The organism is Kutzneria chonburiensis, assembly GCF_028622115.1.
GTDB lineage: Bacteria > Actinomycetota > Actinomycetes > Mycobacteriales > Pseudonocardiaceae > Kutzneria > Kutzneria chonburiensis.
In genome coordinates this window covers 4746994-4765568 of record NZ_CP097263.1, presented here as the reverse complement: position 1 = coordinate 4765568, position 18575 = coordinate 4746994, and the positions used below count along the sequence as shown (strand labels likewise).

19 protein-coding genes are annotated in these 18575 nt (G+C 70.1%); 10 read left to right on the top strand and 9 right to left on the bottom strand.

Features of this window, described 5'->3' with window-relative positions; all coding sequences use genetic code 11:
- Positions 1-2 precede the first annotated feature (2 nt).
- Positions 3-518 (bottom strand): SigE family RNA polymerase sigma factor, encoded by a 516-nt coding sequence (locus M3Q35_RS21280; RefSeq protein ID WP_273943691.1) that lies wholly within the window; start codon positions 516-518, stop codon positions 3-5.
- A 94-nt stretch (positions 519-612) separates the two neighbouring features.
- Between M3Q35_RS21280 and M3Q35_RS21275 the strand changes: the two genes are divergently transcribed.
- The 3 genes from M3Q35_RS21275 (at position 613) to M3Q35_RS21265 (ending at position 4230) form a co-directional block, all read left to right on the top strand.
- Complete coding sequence (locus M3Q35_RS21275; RefSeq protein ID WP_273943690.1) at positions 613-1764, top strand: glycosyltransferase family protein; 1152 nt, start codon at positions 613-615, stop codon at positions 1762-1764.
- 111 nt (positions 1765-1875) lie between these two features.
- Positions 1876-3288: a neutral zinc metallopeptidase gene (locus tag M3Q35_RS21270; protein WP_273943689.1), complete on the top strand. Its 1413-nt coding sequence runs from the start codon at positions 1876-1878 to the stop codon at positions 3286-3288.
- Between the two features lie 93 nt (positions 3289-3381).
- Positions 3382-4230, top strand: a complete 849-nt coding sequence (locus M3Q35_RS21265; protein WP_273943688.1) for an NAD-dependent epimerase/dehydratase family protein — start codon at positions 3382-3384, stop codon at positions 4228-4230.
- A 66-nt stretch (positions 4231-4296) separates the two neighbouring features.
- On the opposite strand, the gene M3Q35_RS21260 is transcribed toward M3Q35_RS21265, so the two are convergent.
- Positions 4297-4515 (bottom strand): hypothetical protein, encoded by a 219-nt coding sequence (locus M3Q35_RS21260; protein WP_273943686.1) that lies wholly within the window; start codon positions 4513-4515, stop codon positions 4297-4299.
- 336 nt (positions 4516-4851) lie between these two features.
- Here M3Q35_RS21260 and M3Q35_RS21255 point away from each other — a divergent pair, with 336 nt between their 5' ends.
- Entirely contained in the window at positions 4852-5733 is an 882-nt protein-coding gene (locus M3Q35_RS21255) for a LysR family transcriptional regulator (protein ID WP_273943685.1), read from the top strand.
- A 6-nt stretch (positions 5734-5739) separates the two neighbouring features.
- Here M3Q35_RS21255 and M3Q35_RS21250 read toward each other — a convergent pair whose 3' ends face one another.
- From M3Q35_RS21250 to M3Q35_RS21235, 4 genes are all read right to left on the bottom strand, one after another.
- Positions 5740-6666 carry a SagB/ThcOx family dehydrogenase gene (locus M3Q35_RS21250; RefSeq protein WP_273943683.1) on the bottom strand — a complete coding sequence of 309 codons (927 nt, stop codon included), beginning with the start codon at positions 6664-6666 and terminating at the stop codon, positions 5740-5742.
- Positions 6667-6774: 108 nt separating this feature from the next.
- Complete coding sequence (locus tag M3Q35_RS21245) at positions 6775-8505, bottom strand: ABC transporter ATP-binding protein (RefSeq protein ID WP_273943682.1); 1731 nt, start codon at positions 8503-8505, stop codon at positions 6775-6777.
- Entirely contained in the window at positions 8498-10198 is a 1701-nt protein-coding gene (locus M3Q35_RS21240) for an ABC transporter ATP-binding protein (protein WP_273943681.1), read from the bottom strand. Before M3Q35_RS21240 ends, M3Q35_RS21245 begins: the two co-directional genes overlap by 8 nt.
- 191 nt (positions 10199-10389) lie before the next feature.
- Positions 10390-11502 (bottom strand): SDR family oxidoreductase, encoded by a 1113-nt coding sequence (locus M3Q35_RS21235; protein ID WP_273943680.1) that lies wholly within the window; start codon positions 11500-11502, stop codon positions 10390-10392.
- A gap of 158 nt (positions 11503-11660) precedes the next feature.
- Between M3Q35_RS21235 and M3Q35_RS21230 the strand changes: the two genes are divergently transcribed.
- Positions 11661-11963, top strand: a complete 303-nt coding sequence (locus M3Q35_RS21230; protein WP_273943679.1) for an antibiotic biosynthesis monooxygenase family protein — start codon at positions 11661-11663, stop codon at positions 11961-11963.
- Here the strand turns inward: M3Q35_RS21230 and M3Q35_RS21225 are convergent.
- Together M3Q35_RS21225 and M3Q35_RS21220 are read right to left on the bottom strand one after the other, a co-directional pair.
- Positions 11938-13677: an FAD-dependent oxidoreductase gene (locus M3Q35_RS21225; RefSeq protein WP_273943678.1), complete on the bottom strand. Its 1740-nt coding sequence runs from the start codon at positions 13675-13677 to the stop codon at positions 11938-11940. The two genes, M3Q35_RS21230 and M3Q35_RS21225, sit on opposite strands and share 26 nt — an antisense overlap.
- 18 nt (positions 13678-13695) lie before the next feature.
- Entirely contained in the window at positions 13696-14568 is an 873-nt protein-coding gene (locus M3Q35_RS21220) for a helix-turn-helix domain-containing protein (protein WP_273943677.1), read from the bottom strand.
- Between the two features lie 118 nt (positions 14569-14686).
- Between M3Q35_RS21220 and M3Q35_RS21215 the strand changes: the two genes are divergently transcribed.
- The 4 genes from M3Q35_RS21215 (at position 14687) to M3Q35_RS21200 (ending at position 17342) form a co-directional block, all read left to right on the top strand.
- Positions 14687-15442, top strand: a complete 756-nt coding sequence (locus M3Q35_RS21215) for an MBL fold metallo-hydrolase (protein WP_273943676.1) — start codon at positions 14687-14689, stop codon at positions 15440-15442.
- The gene (locus M3Q35_RS21210; protein WP_273943675.1) at positions 15439-16449 is read left to right on the top strand and encodes a GlxA family transcriptional regulator; all 1011 of its coding nucleotides are present in this window, start codon (positions 15439-15441) and stop codon (positions 16447-16449) included. The genes M3Q35_RS21215 and M3Q35_RS21210 overlap by 4 nt, the downstream gene beginning before the upstream one ends.
- Positions 16443-16976 (top strand): GNAT family N-acetyltransferase, encoded by a 534-nt coding sequence (locus tag M3Q35_RS21205; RefSeq protein WP_273943674.1) that lies wholly within the window; start codon positions 16443-16445, stop codon positions 16974-16976. The genes M3Q35_RS21210 and M3Q35_RS21205 overlap by 7 nt, the downstream gene beginning before the upstream one ends.
- A 159-nt stretch (positions 16977-17135) precedes the next feature.
- A complete protein-coding gene (locus M3Q35_RS21200; protein ID WP_273943673.1) occupies positions 17136-17342 on the top strand; it encodes a DUF6924 domain-containing protein in 207 nt (68 codons plus the stop codon).
- Positions 17343-17359: 17 nt separating this feature from the next.
- Here M3Q35_RS21200 and M3Q35_RS21195 read toward each other — a convergent pair whose 3' ends face one another.
- Complete coding sequence (locus M3Q35_RS21195; RefSeq protein ID WP_273943672.1) at positions 17360-17683, bottom strand: winged helix-turn-helix transcriptional regulator; 324 nt, start codon at positions 17681-17683, stop codon at positions 17360-17362.
- Positions 17684-17746: 63 nt separating this feature from the next.
- On the opposite strand from M3Q35_RS21195, the gene M3Q35_RS21190 reads away from it, so the two are divergent.
- Complete coding sequence (locus M3Q35_RS21190) at positions 17747-18568, top strand: alpha/beta hydrolase (RefSeq protein WP_273943671.1); 822 nt, start codon at positions 17747-17749, stop codon at positions 18566-18568.
- Positions 18569-18575: the final 7 nt, after the last annotated feature.

Below are 18575 nucleotides of genomic sequence, written 5' to 3'. Positions count from 1 at the left end.
GCTCACCTCCCGTCCGGTGACAGCACGTCGAAATGGGGGCCGAGCCGCCGACGCAGCGCGGCGACGCCCCGGGCGGCCTGGCTCTTCACGGTGCCGGTCGAACAGCCGAGGGCCTCGGCGGTCTCCTCGACCGACAGGTCGTTCCAGTAACGCAGCACGAGCACAGCGCGCTGGCGCGGCGGCACTGCCGCGAGGGCGGCCTGCACCATGAGGCGGTCCTCGGTGTCGCCGGCACCGACGGGCAGCTCGGGCGGCTCATGGGTCAGGTGCTCGCGCTTGCGCCACAGCCGACGGTTCTCGGCGAGGAACGTCCGCACCACCACCTTGCGCGCGTAGGCGTCGAGCCCGACGGCCCGCAGCCGGGGCCACGCCAGATAGAGCTTGGTCATCGCCACCTGCGTGATGTCCTCGGCCCGGTGCCAGTCGCCGCACAGCAGGTACGCGGTCGCCCGCAGGGCATGCGCCCGCGCGGCGAAGTACTCGCTGAAGTCGTCGTCCACCGGAACCGAGTATGCCATCGAAAATCGCGTGCAACCCGCCGGCCACCACGCGGCATAGGTAGCCATGAACGGGGCGCCGACCGGCGGCGTCCGCCTGCCCTCCGGACGACACTTGACTACCGAACTCCTCGCGCCCGACCTGGCCGTGCCGGCCGAGAACAGGCTGCACCGCATGGCCCGGCACGTGCTGGCCCCGGCCGGCGTCTACCTGGCGGTGCGCCTGCTCGGCGTGGCGATACTGGCCGTGCTGGCCGCGGTGCACGACCGAAACGTTCTGGACGTGCTGAAAGCCTGGGACGGCGACTGGTACCTGTCGATCGCCCGCGACGGCTACGCGGTCAACTTCACCGGCAAGGTGGACGCGGCCGGACACTTCGACGCGGACACCACGCTGGCCTTCTTCCCGGGATATCCGCTGGTCGTCGGCATGCTGGGCCGGCTGACGGACACAGCGCTACCGCTGGTCGGCGTGGTGGCCAGCCTGATCGCCGGGCTGTTCGCGGCCTACGGCATCGTGCGGCTGCCCAAAGACCGCGGAGTGGGGCTCATCACCGTGGCCCTGTTCGCCTCGACGCCGATGGCGGTCACATTGTCCATGGTGTACTCGGAGGCGCTGTTCAGCGCGCTGGCCGCGTGGACGCTGGTCGGCGTGATGGAACGCCGCTGGTGGCTGGCCGCTTCCTGTTGCGCGGCGGCGGGTCTGGTCCGGCCGAGCGCGGGCGTGCTGATCCTGATCGTGTTCGTGGCCGTGATCGTGTACGGCCAGACGACGAAAGCCTGGCTGGCCGCGGCGGTCTGTCCACTTGGGCTGGTCGCGTGGCTGGGCTGGGTCGCCAACCGCACCGGCAGTCTGACCGGCTGGTTCGAGGTGCAGAAGGCCGGCTGGGGCACGGCCTTCGACTTCGGCGCCAACACCTGGCAGTTCGTACGGACCGTGCTGACCACGGACTCGTCGGTGATGGAGACGGCCAACATGCTGGTCGTGCTGGGCGCGATCGTGTTGTGCGTGGTCGGGGTGGTGCGCAAACTGCCGTGGCCGCTGATCGCGTACGGCATCGGGCTGGTGGTGATGACCGCGGGCTCCAGCGGCGTGACCTACTCCAAGATGCGGCTGCTCGTGCCGGCGTTCACGTTGCTGATCCCGGTGGCCATCGGACTCGCCCGCCGCCGCAGCGGCACCGTGCTGGCCGTACTCGTGGCGTCGGCGCTGCTCAGCGGGTGGATCGGGGCCTACGCGCTGACCGGCTGGAAGTACGCCATCTGAGCAAACGGGCAACATCCGGCGTCCGGCGTGAACCGGTGCCGGGAGCCGTCCGTGTACCTCGCGAACGGCCTCCGGACCCGCCGGAACCGCTTGTCCCGCTGGAGAATCCCGATGATCCGCAAGGCCGTCGTCGTGCTGGCCGCGCTCGCCGTGCTGACGACCGGGTGCGCCCGGGTCGTGGCCGGCACCGGCGCGGTCGAACGCCCCGACCCGAACCAGGTCGCCGGATTGGCCGTGACCAGCGGCGACAGCGGCCCGCGGCCCGGCGTGGCCGATGCCGGGCTGCCGGTGGCCAACACCGACGGCAGCGCGGTGGACCGGCTGGCCGCGAACGCCGTCGCCGACGTGCAGTCGTTCTGGCAGCAGGAGTTGCCGGCCGACTTCGGCAAGGAGTTCAAGCCGGTCAAGGGTTTGCTCTCGTACCGGTCGGACGGGCCGGCGCTGAAGGTGTGCAACTCCAGCACCGCCGGGCTGGTCAACGCCTTCTACTGCCAGAGGGACGACACCGTGTCCTGGGACCGCGCCGAGCTGCTGCCACGGCTCAACGACTCCTTCGGCCCGATGTCCGTGGTCGCGGTGCTGGCCCACGAGCTCGGCCACGCCGTGCAGTTCCGGCTCGGCAACGTCAACCAGGCCACGCCGACGATCGTCAAGGAGCAGCAGGCCGACTGCTACGCCGGCACGTTCTTCCGCGCGGTGGCGGAGAACAAGGCGCCGCACTTCCAGCTCTCCACCGGCCCCGGCCTGAACTCGATCATGGCCACGCTGTTCTTCATCCGCGACACCGCCGGCTCCAGTGCCGCCGCGGATGGCGCGCACGGCAACGCTTTCGACCGGGTGACCGCGTTCCAGCTCGGCTTCTCCGACGGCGCCAAGCGCTGCGCGCAGATCGACGTACGCGAGGTGCAGGGCCGGATCACCGAGCAGCAGTTCGACCCCAAGGACCAGGATCAGGGCCTGGGCAAGGGAAATCTCCGGGTCAGCGACCCCAGTGCACTGCGCGACCTGCAGACCACGCTCAAGGCCGCCTTCCCGGACGCCAAGGCGCAGCTGGTGACCGGCGCACCGTCCTGTTCGGACGCCAAGGCGACCTCGCCGGCCGCCTACTGCCCCACCACCGACCAGATCACGCTCGACCTGCCCAACCTGACGCGGATCGGCACGTCGCCGCGGCAGGGCGCCAAAGGAGGCATCGGTGACTTCGCCGCTTTCGCCGAGATCGCGTCGCGGTTCGCACTCGCCGTCGAACACGCGACCGGGCACCCCGTCGACGGTCCGGCGACCGGCCAGCTCACGGCGTGCCTGACCGGCATGTGGGCCGGCACGATCACGCCCGGCCACCAGGGGGCGCTGCAACTGTCACCCGGTGACCTGGACGAGGCCGTGGCCGAGATGCTCATGGGATCCAGCCTGATCGCCGCCGACGTGAACGGCGCGGCCGTGCCGTCCGGCTTCGCCCGGGTGCAGGCCTTCCGGGACGGGTTCACCTCGACCGGGCCGGCCATCTGCACCAGCAAGTACTGATACCCATACGGCATCACAGGCGCGGCAAAGGGTCTTGGACATCGTGGCCTGACCGGGGCGAAGCTCTTGTCAGGCAACGAAAGGATCCAGGTCATGAAGGTCTTCGTCACCGGCGGCTCGGGCTATGTGGGCGGCCCGGCGATCCGGGCGCTGGTGCGGCACGGCCACGAGGTCGCCGCACTGGCCCGTACCGACAAGTCCGTCGCCGTCGTGGAAAGCGCCGGTGCGACCGCCGTCCGTGGCGGGCTGACCGACACGGATGTGTTGCGGGGCCAGGCTTCCCACGCCGACGCGGTGATCCACCTCGGCATGGCCGACGAGCGGACGGCCGAGGTCGACCTCGCCGCCGCGCTGGCCATGCAGGACGGGCTGGCCGACCGCGGCACCTATGTGCACACCGGCGGCACCTGGGTTTTCGGCAACACCAACGGGATCGCCGACGAGCGGCACCCGATGGCCCCGCCGGCGCTCACGTCGTGGCGGCTGGACAACGAGAAGCAGGTGCTGGCCAACGGCGGCCGACCGGTGATCGTCATGCCCGGTCTGGTCTACGGCAACAACGGCGGCCTGATCGAGGCGTTCTACCTCGCCCCGGCCCGTGAGTCCGGCGAGCTGATCCAGATCGGCGACGGCCACACGCACTGGGCCCTTGTGCACGTCGAGGACCTGGCCGACCTGTACGTGCGGGCGCTGAACGCCAAGCCCCGCAGCGTTTTCGCCGGCGTCGACGACCAGAACCCGACCATCGCCGACGTCAGCCGCTCGCTGGCCCACGCAACCGGCGCGCAGATCAAGACCGTCGATACGGCCGAAGCCACCCGGCGGATGGGGCCGATCGCCGAGGCGTTCGCCCTCGACCAGCAGCTGACGGCGGCCAAGGCCCGGCGCGAGCTCGGCTGGCAGCCCCGGCACACCGACGCCGTCGCCGAGCTGGCCCTGTAGCGGTGGCCCCGTATCCGCCGATCACCGCACGTACGGTGATCGGCGGTTGCACTACGGACCAGGCTCTCAGCCCTTGATCCACTGGCGGTCGTACCTGCCGCCGGAGCAGACGAGCCGCACGTGTCCAAGAACTTCGAACTTTTTGACCGTGCCGCCGCCGGCCGTGCACTGATTGCCCGTCACAGTGAGGCTGGATGCTGGCGCGGCACTCGCAACGGGTGTCATTCCGATCGCCGCCGTGAGGCAGATTCCCGTGGCGGCAACAGCAATGAGTACTCGCTTCATCCGAACTCTCCTCGGTTTCGTCGGTGATGACCACCGTAAGGAGATCTTGTCGTCGCATCAACGGCATTGCGCCTGCTGAGCAAGGATCGATGCCCGATTTACGTCGGGGGTGCTTCGAGCAGGAATTGACAGATCTTCCAACCAATTTACCCACTATCGGCAATCCGCGGGGAATATCGAGCAACTACGGGAAGGTCTGCCATTTCGGCGGTACGGACCGGCGCGGTTCGATGGGCGAACGTGCCGGAGCCGGCGTCGCGCGGCAGGATGGAGTGGCGGAGCAACAGCCCACACGTGCGCGGGCGTCGGCTGGCCGCGACGGGTCGAGGAGGGGCTGTGACGGATTACAGCAGGCCGGCGCTGAATCTGGAGCGCTTGAGAAAATTCGTCGCCGTTGCCGAGGAGCTGCACTTCGGGCGAGCGGCGGAGCGACTGCACATCGCGCAGCCGGTGCTGTCCCGGCAGATCCGGGCGCTGGAGGACGAGCTCAAGGCGCAGCTGTTCGTCCGGGACCGTCGGCGCACCGAATTGACGGCGGCGGGGGAACAGCTGCTGACCGACGCGCGGCCGCTACTGGCCAGTGCGAATGCGTTGAGGCTGCGGGTGGGTCAGGCCGCAAGGGGCAAGAATGCCTTCACGGTGGGTTTCATGCCGGGCCTGATCGTCACGGCCGCCGTGCGGGCGCTGTCCGAGCGGCACGAGGGGCTGACGGTCAACGTGGTCCGTACGAATTGGGACGACCAGGTCGAGGTGGTGCACGACGGCCGCGTGGACGTCTCCCTCATCCGGCTGCCGGTGGACCAGTCGGGCCTGACCGTGCGGCCGTTGCTGACCGAGCCGCGGGTGGCCGTGCTGCCGGCCGATCACCGGCTGGCCGGCAAGGAGACGATCGCCATCGCCGATCTGGCTGACGAGCACCTGCTCCAGCACCCGGACGCGGTGCCGGAGTGGCGTGACATCGCCACCGAGTTGCGGGAAGGCACCCGCATGCCGGTGGGGCACTTCGCCGCGGTGGAGGAGAAGCTGGAGCACGTGGCCACCGGGCGCGGAGTAACGGTGTTGCCGTTATCTACGGCGACGTTCTACACCCGGCCGGACATCGTGCACGTGCCGGTGCGCGACATCCCGCCCAACCAGGTGTGCCTGGCCTGGGAGGCGGGCCGCCGCAGCCGGCTCATCCAGGAGTTCGCGGCGTTGGCCCAGGAGGCGTTCGCGTGATCGAACTCAGGCGGGGCCGACGAGTGCGCAGCCGATGGCGAACTCGGTGGCCGGGTCGCAGCCGATGAGCTCCTCGACCAGCTCGTCCCGGATCGCGGCGGTGAACGTGCTGCGCAGGCCCAGCGCGGTCGCGGTGAGCGACAGCGTCTGGTTCATGTGCCCGGCGTCCAGTTGCAGCACGCGATAGGCCCGCGGCGTGTCGTGATCACGGACGATGCTGGTGTAGAAGACGGCCAGGGCGGCGCCGGCGACCCACGACTGGTCGCCGCAGGCCGCGACCAGGTCGGCGTCGGGCACGGCGTCACCGACCAGGGCGAGCTCGTGCGGGCGGCAGTCGTAGTGGTAGACGCCGGGCTCGAGCCCCTCGACGTCCCGTACTGCCGCGTACAGTTCGGTCGAGTTGACCGCGCTGGCCTGGAGCAGCGCGCCGAGCGAGGCCAGCGGCAGCGGCCCGCGGCCGAAATCCCGGCTGTCGTGGCGAAGCCGGAGCACGTCGAGCAGATCTCGGTGCCGCCACTGGGCTTGCTCGACCGAGGGCAACGGAACCCGTTCCGCATCACGGAAGGTGTCGACCGACCGGAGCCGGTCGACCGGCACGCCCGCGTCCAGGAAGGGGGTGTCGCGGGTGGTCCGGGTCGAGTAGTGATACGCCCGCGTGACCGGACCCCACCGATCCCAGGCGTGCAGCACGGCCTGCTCCTGGGCGTCACGCTGGGAGCCCTCGGCGACCAGGACGGCGTTGGCCAGCAGCCCGTCCCGGGCCGGCCGCAGCCGCTCCGGCACCGAGTCGCGGTCCCGCCAGCGCAGGAACCACCGCATCACCTCGTCGGTGTCGGTGCCGAGCACGAACTGCCGGTGCTCCAGGTAGTCGTCCCAGACCACCTGGCCATCGGTGATGAACACCCCGCCGCACGCGGAGACCCGCAGCCGCATCAGGTCACGCCGGGCAACACGGCGTCGGTGTCCACAAACTCGTCCATGACCGTCAGGTTATCGTCGTCTAACCGGGGGTGGCCAAACCGGGATCGGCCACGACCTGGATCAACTGCCCGTTCGGCCGTACGCGCGGGCCTGGATCCGGTACAGCCGCGCGTAGCGGCCGTCGGCGGCCATCAGTTCGGCGTGCGAACCCCGCTCGACCAGGTGGCTGCCGTCCAGCACGAGGATCAGGTCGGCCATCCGCACCGTGGCCAGCCGATGCGAGACCAGCACCGTCACCCCGTGGCCGCCGGCGTCGGCGTAGCGCTCGAACAGCGCGTCCTCGGTGGCGGCGTCGAGCGCCGAGGTGGGTTCGTCCAGCACGAGCAGCAGCGGATCGGGGCGCATGAAGCCGCGGGCCAGCGCCACCTTCTGCCACTGGCCGTGCGAGAGATCGACCCCGTTCGCCCAGGTCACGCCCAGCTGACGGGCCAGATCCGGCACGGCGTCGCCGGCGCCGGCGCGGGTGACGGCGGTGCGAAGTGCGACAGGATCATCGATGCGCGGCAGGTCGCCGATGCCGATGGATTCACCGGCGGTGTACTCGAACGGGAAGAAGTCCTGGAACGCCCCGGACACCCGTTCCCGCCACCGCGCCGGGTCGATCGTGGCCAGGTCGACGCCGTCGACCAGGATGCGGCCACCGGTCGGCTCGTAGAGCCGGCACAACAGCTTGACCAGCGTCGACTTGCCGGCGCCGTTCTCGCCCACGACGGCGACGGTCGTGCCGGCGTCCAGGGTGATGCTGACATCGTCGAGCACCTTGCGATCGGTGCCGGGGTAGCGGAACGTGACGTGCTCCAGGCGGATGCCGTGCTCGAGCCGGCCCGGCGGTTCGCGGTCCGCGTTGCGCGTCTGGGCGGCGGCGTAGTCCTCCAGCCAGGCCAGCCGGCGCGAGACGTCGAGCCAGATCGTGCGGAAGAAGTGCGTCTGCTGCACGGTGTTGGCGACGTACTGGGCGAGCCGGCCGCCGGCGGCGAGCACGAGCAGCAACGTCGGCGGCTCGTGCACGGTCGAGGCGATCGCCGCGAGGAAGGCCAGGCCGAACAGGGCGTGCGCGGCGGCCTGCCAACCGGCCGTCTGCCAGCGGGCCCGGGCGAGCGGCCGGTGCCGCTTGCGCCAGGCCTCGCGCCTCAGGGTGACGATCTTGTTCTGCACGCCGAAGACGCGGATCTCCTTGGCCGGGCCGGGCGTCGTGCCCAGCTCGAACAGGTGCTTGGCCAGCCGGTCGTGCTGCGCTCCGGCTTCCTCGGCCCGCCGCTCGGCGTTGGCCCGCAAGGTCGACACCAGCACCGCGGGGACGGCGACGACGCCGAGCAACCCGAACCACGGGTTCGCAGCCATCAGCAGGCCCACGGTGATCGCCAGCCGGGCCAGCGCGCCCAGGGCCGCGAAAAGTTCCTGGTACAGCTCGCTCAGCGCGTCGGCGTGATCGCGGAGCACCGAGATCCGGTCCATGATCTCGGGCCGTTCGTGGTGCTCCATGGTCGTGACGGTCGACTGGAGGCGCGCGACGTGCTCCTCCATGACGATCGCCGCGCGGTCGGCGAAGCGCCGGTTGGCCCGGGCGCTGACCGTGGCCAGCAACCAGCTGCCGATGGACAGCACGGCCAACAACGTTGCCGACAGGGCGATGTTCGTGGCCAGGAGGGAGAAAGCCAGTGCCAGCAAGGCATCGGGCACGGCGGCGGCGACCGTGGTCACGAAGGCCACCACGATCAGGGGCGGGCTGGCGCGGTAGCCGAGCCGGAGCGAACGGAGCAGGGAGGGCAGCCAGCCCGGCAGCTCAGTCATGCTGGAACCTCGCCGCCTGGAGGTCGAACATGGTGCGGTACTTGCCGTTTGCCGCCATCAGCTCGTCGTGGCTGCCCAACTCCGCCACCTTTCCGTTGTCCAGCACGCAGATCCGGTCGGCCTGGCGCACCGTGCCGAAGCGGTGCGAGACGAGGATGGTCGTGCAGCCCTTGGTGTGCTGGAGAAACCGCGTGAACGCCTCGGTCTCGCCCTTGATGTCCAGCTGCGCGGTCGGCTCGTCCAGGACGACGATGCCGGCGCCCTGTTTCACCGCGGCCAGCGCGCGGGCCAGCGCGACCCGCTGCCACTGGCCGCCGGATAGATCCGTGCCGCCGTCGTATCCCTTGGACAGCACGGTGTCCAGGTCGGCGAATTCGGCGTCGGTGGCCGCCAGCGCGGCGCGAATGTCCTCTTCGGATGCTCCGGTCGGGGCGACGTTGTCCTTGAGCGGCAACTGGTAGCGGATGAAGTCCTGGAACACCGCGGTGACGTTGCCGCGCCAGCTGGTCAGGTCCAGGGTCTTCAAGTCGACACCGTCGGCCTCGACCGTGCCGGCGGTCGGGTCGTAAAGCCGGCAGATCAGCTTGACCAGCGTGGTCTTGCCGGCGCCGTTGACCCCGACGACGGCCAGCGAGGTCCCGGCCGGGATGTCCAGATCAAGGCCGTCGAGCACCGGCTTGTCGGCGTTCGGGTAGCTGAAACGGACATGCCGAAACCGCAGGGCCGTGCCGGAAGGTATGCGTGATCCGCATGGCAGTGCACCGACCTCGGCCATGCTTCGGTCCAGCCGATCGGCCGCCTTGACGGCCTCGATTGCCGGCGGCAACGCCCAGTTCAGGCCGCCGAAGGCCAGCGCCGCCGTGCCGATCGCCGCCTGGGCGAAGGTCGCCTTCACGCCCAGCGCCGTGGCATCGGTCGCCAGCGTCCAGAAGACCAGGCCGTTCGCCACGGTCAGCACGGCCAGCGTGACGCCGAGCCCGCGCTGCCGCAGTTTCGTGGCCTGCCAGCGCAGATCGACCAGCTTCTGTCTGTTGTGGACGAACTGGCGGACCGTCCAGTCGCTCAGGCCGAACAGCCGGATTTCCTTGCCCGCCGGGGGATCCACCGCCAGCCGGTACGTGTACTCGGCGCGCCGCTGGGCGTACCGCACCTCAGGCGTGTCCCGGCTCCACCGCGCCGCGTCCCGCAGCAGCCAGTGCGTGGCCAGCCAGGCCGTGCCCAGCAGCGCGCCGGCCCACCAGTGCCACGTCGCCAGCAGGATCGCCTGGCCGGCGCCGGCCAGCGCCTCGACCAGGCTGCCGGCGATCAGGCCCATCGACAGCGCCAGCGGCGGGCCCGAAATGCCCAGGTCGAAGTCGCGGGCCACGGCCAGTTCACCGGTCAGGGCGGCCGATTCCAGGTGGGCGATGCCCGGCGGGCCGGTCGCCGCCGTGATCAGCCGGTCTTGGAGCCGGGACGACAGGTGGGCGCCGAGGTTCGTGCTGACCTGGCCGTGCAGCGGGGCCAGGATCTGCATCAGCAGGAACACCGTGCCGAGGCCGATCAGCGGCCCCGTCTTGTCCGCCGCGGCGATCAGTGAGCCCACCTCGTACGCGAAGGCCGCCGGCAGCATTGCCTGCGCCAGCACCAGAATCCACCAGGCCGTGGCCAGCCCGCGATGGGCGCGCCACAGCGCGCCGGCGAAGTCCCCCATGAGGCCGAGCATAGAACCGCACGCGGCGGCGCCACGCAACCCCATTCCCTCGCGAGTCCCGCTCTCAGTCACACCGAATGCCGCTTTCGCGCACATTCGAATGTCACATGCGCGTCATACTTGCCTCCCAGAGGCACATCCGGACCGCATGTGACAGCAGCGGGGAGCGGGCGGGGCTAGCGGCTCAGCGACTAGCGGCTCAGCGACGGCACCGACTGTCGCGAGGTGGCGTGGCACTGGTACCAGAGCTGGAACTCGCGCAGCACGGCCCGGTCCAGCTGCCAGCCCGACACGGCCGGCGCGGGCACGGCGGCCAGCAGCCGGCTGCGGTCGAAGGTCTTGTGGCCGGTGAGGTACGACCGGAAGAAGTCGATCTTGCGGTCGAACTCCCGGTCGGCGGCGGTGAAGGCGGTGTCGGAGTACGTGTAGTGCGGCCGCGGCAGCCCGGCAACGTCGAACATGAGGTCGAGGCCGTCACCGAGGCGGATGCCGGTGGGGTGGGTCAGGTGGAACACGCCGGCCTGCCCGGAGCGGCTGAGCGACACCGCGTCGGCGGCGACGAGGTCGACCGGGGCGAGGTCGACGGGCGTGGCCCGGTCGGCCCGAAGGCGCAGCGGACGGGTGCGCACCGCCGGATCGCCGAGCATCGAGAGCATGCGCTCCAGCTGCACGAGTTGACGATGTATGCCGTACATGCCGGAATGGCCGCCGACCACGGCACGGGTGACGCTGTGCCCGATCACGATGCCGGGCCGCAGGATCCGCTTCACCAGCCCGTCGGCGGCCAGCACGACCCACTCGGCGGCGATCTTGCTTTCCTCGTACCGGTTGTTGTGCAACGGATCCGTGACGGCGCGCTCACGGACTGTCCCATTGCGACGGCCGGCGACGTAGGCGGTGCTGAAATGGTTGAAGGACCGGCAACCCAGCTCGGTCGCGAGATCGACGGCGTGCCGGGTGCCCAGCACATTGGTGCGCTGCAAACCTTCCCAGTGCCGCTCCTCGTAGCGCTGGTCGGCCGCGCAGTGCCAGAACTCCGTACCACGCAATCGTGACGGATCGACGCCGCACAGCGGAAGATCGACGTCGGCGGCCACCGCCGCACAGCGGTGCCGGATATCGGCCGCGAACGATTCGCCATGGCCGAAGGCCCGTGCGGCATGAGTCAGCGCGGCGGTGAGCCGGGTCGAGGCGTCGCTGCGGCCGGGGCGCACCAGGCACGTCACGTCCGCGTCGGTGCGGCGCAGCAGTTCCAGCACGAGCGCGGCACCGACCAGGCCGGTAGCTCCGGTGACGACGTGCACGGCGATGCCTCTTCCCTCCCCATGGCGGTTCTTCGATGCTAGCCAGCGGAGAGGATCGGTTCAGCGGACGTTCGGGCCGACTTGCCCGTGCAAAGGTGCCTCGTGCCGGCCGGCCGTGTGCGCTGGGCCACAGCCGCGCCGGGCGTAGGCTGGCGGCCATGGCAGTCGTGAAGATCAACGCGGTCGAGGTCCCCGAAGGCCAGGGCGACGAGCTGGAGAAGCGGTTCGCCGCGCGGGCCGGCGCGGTCGACTCCGAGCCCGGTTTCCTGGGCTTCGAGCTGCTGCGCCCGGTGGCCGGCGAGACCCGCTACTTCGTCTACACCCGCTGGGAGTCCGACGAGGCCTATCAGGCGTGGGCGGCCAAGGCCTTCGGCAACCACGGTGGCGGCCGGCCCGTCGGGACCGGCGCCAGCGTGCTGGAGTTCGAGGTCGTGCTCAGCGCGGGTCCGAAGTCGGCCTGACCACCGAGGTGTACGCCCGCGCCAGCGCGGCGGTCGGATCCTCCGGCAGCCGCGCGGCGCGCCAGGCGATGTAGCCGTCCGGACGGACCAGAAGGGCGCCGTCCTCCTCGATTTCCCTGGCCCGCAACCAATCCCCGTAAGCGTCGCGCAGTCCGTCGACCCCGATCCTGATCACGGTCAGCGGGAGTGACGCGGCGGCGTCGATCCAGGCCGCGCCGGAAATGCCGGTGAGCAGCGTGAAACGGCCCTGGCCGACAAGGTCCAGTGTGGACAGTCGATGGCCGCCCGCGCCGACCAGCCACACGTGCGGCAGCCGCGCGCCGGGGCGGGTGGTGGCCTGGACGTAGAGCTCCTTGTCCTGGCGGAACACCTCTTCCGGCGAACCGTCCGGGATCACCGCGGTCGACTCGTAACGCTGGTTCATCTCCACGCCGTGCGCGTTGAACTCGAAGTTCTTCAGCTCGATGGCCTCGGCCATCCGGGCCCGCCGCGCCGCCCCGTCCGCGTCCGGCGCGTCCAAGGCCTTCATCCCCAACGTGATCGCCTCGTCGTCACCGCCGCCGGCGATGCCCAAAGTCTCGAAGATCGGCAGGAACTGGTCGCGGCTGAGGTTGGCCCGGTCCACGATCTGCCGGCCGACCGGGGCGCGTTCGGCGGTGTAGGTGTCCAACAGCGCCGGATCGGCCTCGCCGCGCAACACCATGGCCAGCTTCCAGGCCAGGTTGTACGAGTCCTGAATGGACGTGTTGGAGCCCAAGCCGTTCGACGGCGGGTGCCGGTGCACGGCGTCGCCGGCGCAGAACACCCGGCCCGACGAGTATTCCGTGGCATAGCTGTGGTTGACCGTCCACAGCGACGTCGACTCGATGGCCACGTCCAGCTCGGCGTCGCCGACCAGGTCCCGCACGATCGCCGTGGCTGCCGCGTCGTCGACCTCCGGCGGCGCCTGGTCGATGTCGTAGCCCCAGGTGAGCAGCCACTTGTGCCACGGACGCACGCAGCGCACCAGTCCCATGCCGATGCCGCCGGTCTCGGCGCCCGGCCGCATCACCCAGTACAGGATGCTCGGCCGGTGCTGTACGTACCGGTTCAGGTCGGCCTCGAAGACGATGTTCATGCTGCCGGCCTTGCCGGTGCGGCCGGCGACCGGCAGGCCGAGCTGCTCGGCCACCAGGCTGCGGCCGCCGTCGGCGCCGATCAGGTAGCGGGCCCGGATGGTCTGCGTCTCGCCGCGCACCCGGTCCAGCACGGTCGCCGTGACGCCGTCGTCATCCTGGTGCAGGGAAAGGAATTCCGTGTCGAACCGGACCTTCGCGCCGCGCTCGGCGGCCCGCGACACCAGGATCGGCTCCAGGTAGGTCTGCGGCAGGTCGATCATGCCGCACGGGCTGGCCGCGCCGTACTCGGTCGCGGACGCGTCGCCGGTGCCCCACGTGCGGATGCGCCCGATCTCCTCGCCGGCCAGCGAGGTGCACATGACGGTGTCGCCCATCAGGTGCTGCGGCGTGCCCTGGGCCTCGGCCTCGGCCTGGATCCCGAGGTCGCGCAGGACCTCCATGGTGCGCTGGTTGGTGATGTGCGCCCGCGGCGTGTTCGCCACCCAGCCGTACTTCGTGATGAGCGTGGTCCTGACGCCGTAGGTGGCCAGCAGCAGCGCGGCCGACCCGCCGGCCGGCCCGCTGCCGACGACCAGGACATCCGTGTCGTGGGTCATCGGCCGAGTATGTCCGGGTCAACCCCGCTTCGCCTGCACGGAATGCGCGCCGGGCTGCACGTTTTGTGCACGTGCACGCAACGCGCCCGGAGTCGCGCCCAGCCGTGACCGCATCACCCGGGTCAGGTGTTCCTGGTGGCTGAATCCACATCGGACGGCGATGTCGGCAATGGGCAGGCTGCTTGTATGCAACATACGTTGGGCGTGTTTGAGTCGGAGGCCGACCAGGTAGCGGTGGGGCGTGTCGCCGGTGCTGACCTTGAACTGGCGGACGAACTGACTGATGCTCAGCGCCGCCGCATCGGCCAGATCGGCCAGTGGCAACGGCTCGGCGATGCGGGCCTCGATCAGGTCGCGGACGGCCGCGAGCTGGCGTTCGGTCAGTCCGACGGCCGGTGGCGGTTCGCGACGGCGGGCCAGGTGACTGGCCAGCAGCGCGGTCAGATGGTCCACGTAGGTGCGGGCCGACGGCTCCCAGTCGCGCAGCACCGCATCCAACGCCAACATTAGTTGCTCGACCAGTGGGTCGACGGCGCCGACTTCCTCGGCCAGTTGGACGGGCCCGCCGAAGGCGTCGTCGGTCAGGTAGACGTGCACGGTGTTCAGGCTGCCGCCCAATTCCACGGTCAGATCGTGCCCGGCCGGGTGCACGAACAGGCCGCCGGCCGGCACCGTGCACGGGCGGCTGCGGCCGCGGCTCACCTGTACCGGTCCGTCCAGATGGAGGATGACCATGCTGGTGTGCGCGGCGTCGAAGCTGGCCCGGTAGGCCCGCTCGGCCTGGGTGGAGACGAAGATACGGTCCCAGCCCAGTCCGGCGCTGGACCGCCTCGGCCGCACCCACGGCTGGCTCAGAATGCCGTTGGTGTCACGAAGGCCGAGTTCGCGCACGGTCGCCAGCCTACGCCGTGTTAGTTGAACTCACAACTACCTGTCGTGGCTGGAATCGATCGGTGGTCAGCCGACAAGCCACTCACGGCCCCGCCGCGTGGCCGGTCAAGATCTGCTCATGACGACAACGGTGCAGTTCATCGGTGGTCCGACCGCCCTGCTCGAGCTCGGTGGCGTGCGCTTCTTGACCGACCCGACCTTCGACCCGCCGGGCGACCACCCGATCGGCACCCGGGTCCAGGTCAAGCTCATCGGGCCGGCAGTCGGTCCGGACGAGCTCGGACCGGTGGACGCCGTCCTGCTGTCCCACGACCAGCACCCGGACAACCTCGACGACCTCGGCCGTGAATACCTCCAGCGGGTGCCGCTCGTGCTCGGCACCGCTGGCACGGCCGAGCGGATCGGCGGTCCAGCACGGGAACTTCCGCTCTGGCAGGGCATCGACGTGGGCGGCGTGCGAGTCACCGGCGTGCCGGCGCGGCACGGGCCGATGGGCAGCGAGTACCTGACCGGCGAGGTGCGCGGCTTCGTGCTGACCGGTCCCGACCTGCCGAGCGTCTACGTCAGCGGGGACAACGCGTCGCTGGGGATCGTGCAGGAGATCGCCGACAACCTCGGGCCGATCGACATCGCCGTGCTGTTCGGCGGGCGCGGCCGCAGCACGCTGATGGACGCCTACCTGACGCTCGGGGCCGACGAGATGGCCAGGGCGGCGGAGATCCTTCAGGCCAAGACCGTGGTGCCGATCCACATCGACGGCTGGGGCCACTTCACCGAGGACCGGTCGGCCGTTCCGGCGGCGTTCGCCAAGCGTGGCCTGTCCGACCGGCTGGTCATGCCCCCGGCCGGCGAGGTGGTGATACTGGGCGCATGAGCCGGGACAAGGCCACCGTCGCGGTGCTGATGTTCGACCGCGCACCGATGTTCGAGACGTCGGTGCCGATCAGCGTGTTCGGCGTGGACCGGACCTCCAGTGGCGCACCGGACTTCACGCTGCGGCCGGTCGCCGGCGAGCCCGGGCCGCTGACCACCACCGGCGGCGTCCAGGTCGTGCCGCCGTATGGATTGGACGCGTTGGACGGCGCCGGCATCATCGTCGCGCCGTCGTGGCGCAACACCGCCGAGCGGCCGCCGGAGCCGGCGCTGCGGGCCCTTCGTGCCGCGTACGAGGACGGCGCGTTGGTCATCGGCCAGTGCATGGGCGCTTTCGTGTTGGCCGCCGCCGGGCTGCTCGACGGCCGGCGCGCGGCCACGCACTGGTTCCACGCCCCAGTGCTGGCCGCGTCTTATCCTTTGGTAACAGTGGATGCGGACGTCCTGTACTGCGACGACGGCGACGTGATCACCAGCGGTGGCTCCGCCGCCGGCATCGATGCGTGCCTGCACGTGGTGCGGCGACTGTGGGGCGCGTCAGCGGCGACGGCCATCGCGCGGCGGATGATCGTTGCGCCACAACGTAGTGGCGGGCAGGCGCAGTACATCGACCACCCCATTCTGGAGATGCCCGACGGCGATCAGTTGGCGCAGGCCATGACCTTCGCCCTTGAGCACCTCGACGAGGCCTTGGAAGTGGATGTGTTGGCTGCCCGTGCGCACCTGTCGCGTCGCACCTTCGACCGTCAGTTCCGGGCCGTCGTCGGCATCTCACCGCTGCAATGGCTGCTGCACCAACGGATTCTCCAGGCGCAGCGGATGTTGGAGCAGACCGACCTGCCGGTCGACGTCATCGCCCGGCGGGTCGGCTTCACCGCCGGCGTGTCGTTGCGGCCGTCTTTCCGGCGCATCGTCGGTGTCAGTCCGCAGGATTATCGGAAGACGTTCAGGCCACGGGAAGTCGAGCTAAATCGATTGCCCGCCGCTGTTACGTTCGGCTCATGCTGACCGGGAAGCTTGTGCGGCTGCGCGCCCTGGAACCCTCCGACGCCGAGGCCCTCTACCGCTGGAACTCCGATCCCGAGGTGCTCCAGTGGATGGTCAACGCCTATCCCGAGTCACTCGCCCAGCTCACCAAGCGCCTCGGCGAGGACCGTCCCGCCAACACCTACGACAAGCTCATCCTGTGCGTCGAGACCCTCGCCGACCGGACTCCCATCGGCGCCATCGCCCTCACCGGCGCCGAACCCGAGAACGCCCGTGCCGAGCTCGACGTCTACATCGGCGAGGCTGCCTACCGCAACGGCGGCTACGGCACCGACGCCATCCGGGTGCTGTGCCGCTACGGCTTCGACCAGATGCGCCTGCACGGCATCTCCCTCTGGGTCGTCCCCGAGAACGAGCCCGCTCGCCACGTCTACAAGAAACTGGGCTTCGTCGAGGACGGCCGCGAACGCGAACGCTTCCGCCGCGACGGCAAGTGGTACGACCTCATCATCATGAGCCTGCTCGAAGGCGAACTCGTCGAGGACTGACCGCTAAGCCTTCGTCCATGAGCCTGCCCCAGCCGGACGACCTGACCTCCTTGGTGCTCCGCACCGATTTCACCGACGACGCCGGGTGGGAGACACTGCGATCGGGGCTCGGCGAACCATGCGACCTGTGTCAGTGACCCCGCCTTCGCCGGTACCACCGTGCATTCCCTTGTCGCCGCCGATGCCGCCGCGGCCGAGGAGGACCGCATCTTCTACCTGTTCCTGGCCGATGGTGGGGAGGGCCTGCTGGCCGTCGACCTGGCCGACGAGCCCGGACGGACGTTCCGGCTGCCCGTGGACCGGTTCGCCGACATGTCCGCGAACCTCAGCATCGGCAACATGGACTTCGCCGACTTCGCCGACTGACCTGGCCGGTCCCTCACTCACCGAGAGCTGGTCAAGGCCCATTCGCAGATGGCGGCGAGGGGCTGTTCGAGGGTCTTGCCGAGTTCGGTGAGGGCGTACTCGACGTGTTGCGGCGGCGAGGATTTGAGGACGTGCCGGGAGACGAGGCCGTCGGACTCCATGTCGCGCAGGGTCTCGGTGAGGACCTTGGCGCTGATGCCGGGAAGCCGCCGCCGGAGCTCGGCATGGCGCTGCGGCCCGGCGAGCAGGACGTAGACGACGAGCACCCGCCACTTGGAGGCGAGTCGTTCCAACGCCTGCCGAGTGGCGCAGCTCTCCAACAGCACGTCCGGCACGAACACGGGGCAAGGTTACCGCGAAGTGCCTTCTGGCCGTGGGGAAAACGGAAATCTAGGGTCGGGGCCATGACACGCGTGACGTTCCGGGCCGACGGCATCGAGCTGGTCGGAAACCTCGACAGGGCAACGAATGCGCCGGCGGTGGTGCTGACGGGGCCGTTCACGGGGGTGAAGGAGCAGGTGGTGGGCACATACGCCGGCCTGCTGCACGAGCGGGGCATCACGACGCTGGCCTTCGACCACCGGGGCTTCGGGGAAAGCGGCGGCCGGCGGGTGCACGAAGACAGTCAGGGAAAGCTGGCGGATCTACGAGCGGCGGTGAGTGTGCTGGCGGAGCACACGGACCGGATCGGCGTGGTCGGGGTGTGCCTGGGCGGCGGTTACGCGGTGAAGGCGGCGGCGACGGATCCGCGTCTCAAGGCCGTGGTGGGCATTGCCGGCGCGTACAACAGCCCCGTCCGTTTCAGCGGCTACCGCGAGGCGATCCGCACCTTCATCGACCGCTACGACGACGAACTCCCGGCGGTGGCCCCGGCCAACGGCCTCGCGGCGATGGCCGGCGATGAGCCGTATGCCTATTACGGCACGGACCGTGCCAAGGCGGAGCACTGGGAGAACCGCGTCACCTACGGCTCCCTGCACTCGCTGATGACCTTCGACGCCCTCGGCGCGGCGCCGCTGCTGACCGAGACGCCGCTGCTGATCGTGCACGGCCGCAAGGACGACTACTGCTCTCCGGAGCTGGCGGCCGCGGCGTACGAGGATGCCGCCGGCCCGAAGGAAATCCGCTGGCTGGACGCGGAGCAGCACATCGATCTCTACGACGTGGAACCGTACGTGAGCCAAGCGGCCGACGCCGCGGCGGAATTCCTGCACCGCCGGCTGTGACAACAGC

Bases quoted from the DNA above. Each gene is read 5' to 3' on its own strand.
- M3Q35_RS21280 (WP_273943691.1), bottom strand. From the start codon at position 518: ATGGCATACTCGGTTCCGGTGGACGACGACTTCAGCGAGTACTTCGCC.
- M3Q35_RS21270 (WP_273943689.1), top strand. From the start codon at position 1,876: ATGATCCGCAAGGCCGTCGTCGTGCTGGCCGCGCTCGCCGTGCTGACG.
- M3Q35_RS21265 (WP_273943688.1), top strand. From the start codon at position 3,382: ATGAAGGTCTTCGTCACCGGCGGCTCGGGCTATGTGGGCGGCCCGGCG.
- M3Q35_RS21260 (WP_273943686.1), bottom strand. From the start codon at position 4,515: ATGAAGCGAGTACTCATTGCTGTTGCCGCCACGGGAATCTGCCTCACG.
- M3Q35_RS21250 (WP_273943683.1), bottom strand. From the start codon at position 6,666: ATGCGGCTGCGGGTCTCCGCGTGCGGCGGGGTGTTCATCACCGATGGC.
- M3Q35_RS21245 (WP_273943682.1), bottom strand. From the start codon at position 8,505: ATGACTGAGCTGCCGGGCTGGCTGCCCTCCCTGCTCCGTTCGCTCCGG.
- M3Q35_RS21240 (WP_273943681.1), bottom strand. From the start codon at position 10,198: ATGGGGGACTTCGCCGGCGCGCTGTGGCGCGCCCATCGCGGGCTGGCC.
- M3Q35_RS21230 (WP_273943679.1), top strand. From the start codon at position 11,661: ATGGCAGTCGTGAAGATCAACGCGGTCGAGGTCCCCGAAGGCCAGGGC.
- M3Q35_RS21225 (WP_273943678.1), bottom strand. From the start codon at position 13,677: ATGACCCACGACACGGATGTCCTGGTCGTCGGCAGCGGGCCGGCCGGC.
- M3Q35_RS21215 (WP_273943676.1), top strand. From the start codon at position 14,687: ATGACGACAACGGTGCAGTTCATCGGTGGTCCGACCGCCCTGCTCGAG.
- M3Q35_RS21210 (WP_273943675.1), top strand. From the start codon at position 15,439: ATGAGCCGGGACAAGGCCACCGTCGCGGTGCTGATGTTCGACCGCGCA.
- M3Q35_RS21205 (WP_273943674.1), top strand. From the start codon at position 16,443: ATGCTGACCGGGAAGCTTGTGCGGCTGCGCGCCCTGGAACCCTCCGAC.
- M3Q35_RS21190 (WP_273943671.1), top strand. From the start codon at position 17,747: ATGACACGCGTGACGTTCCGGGCCGACGGCATCGAGCTGGTCGGAAAC.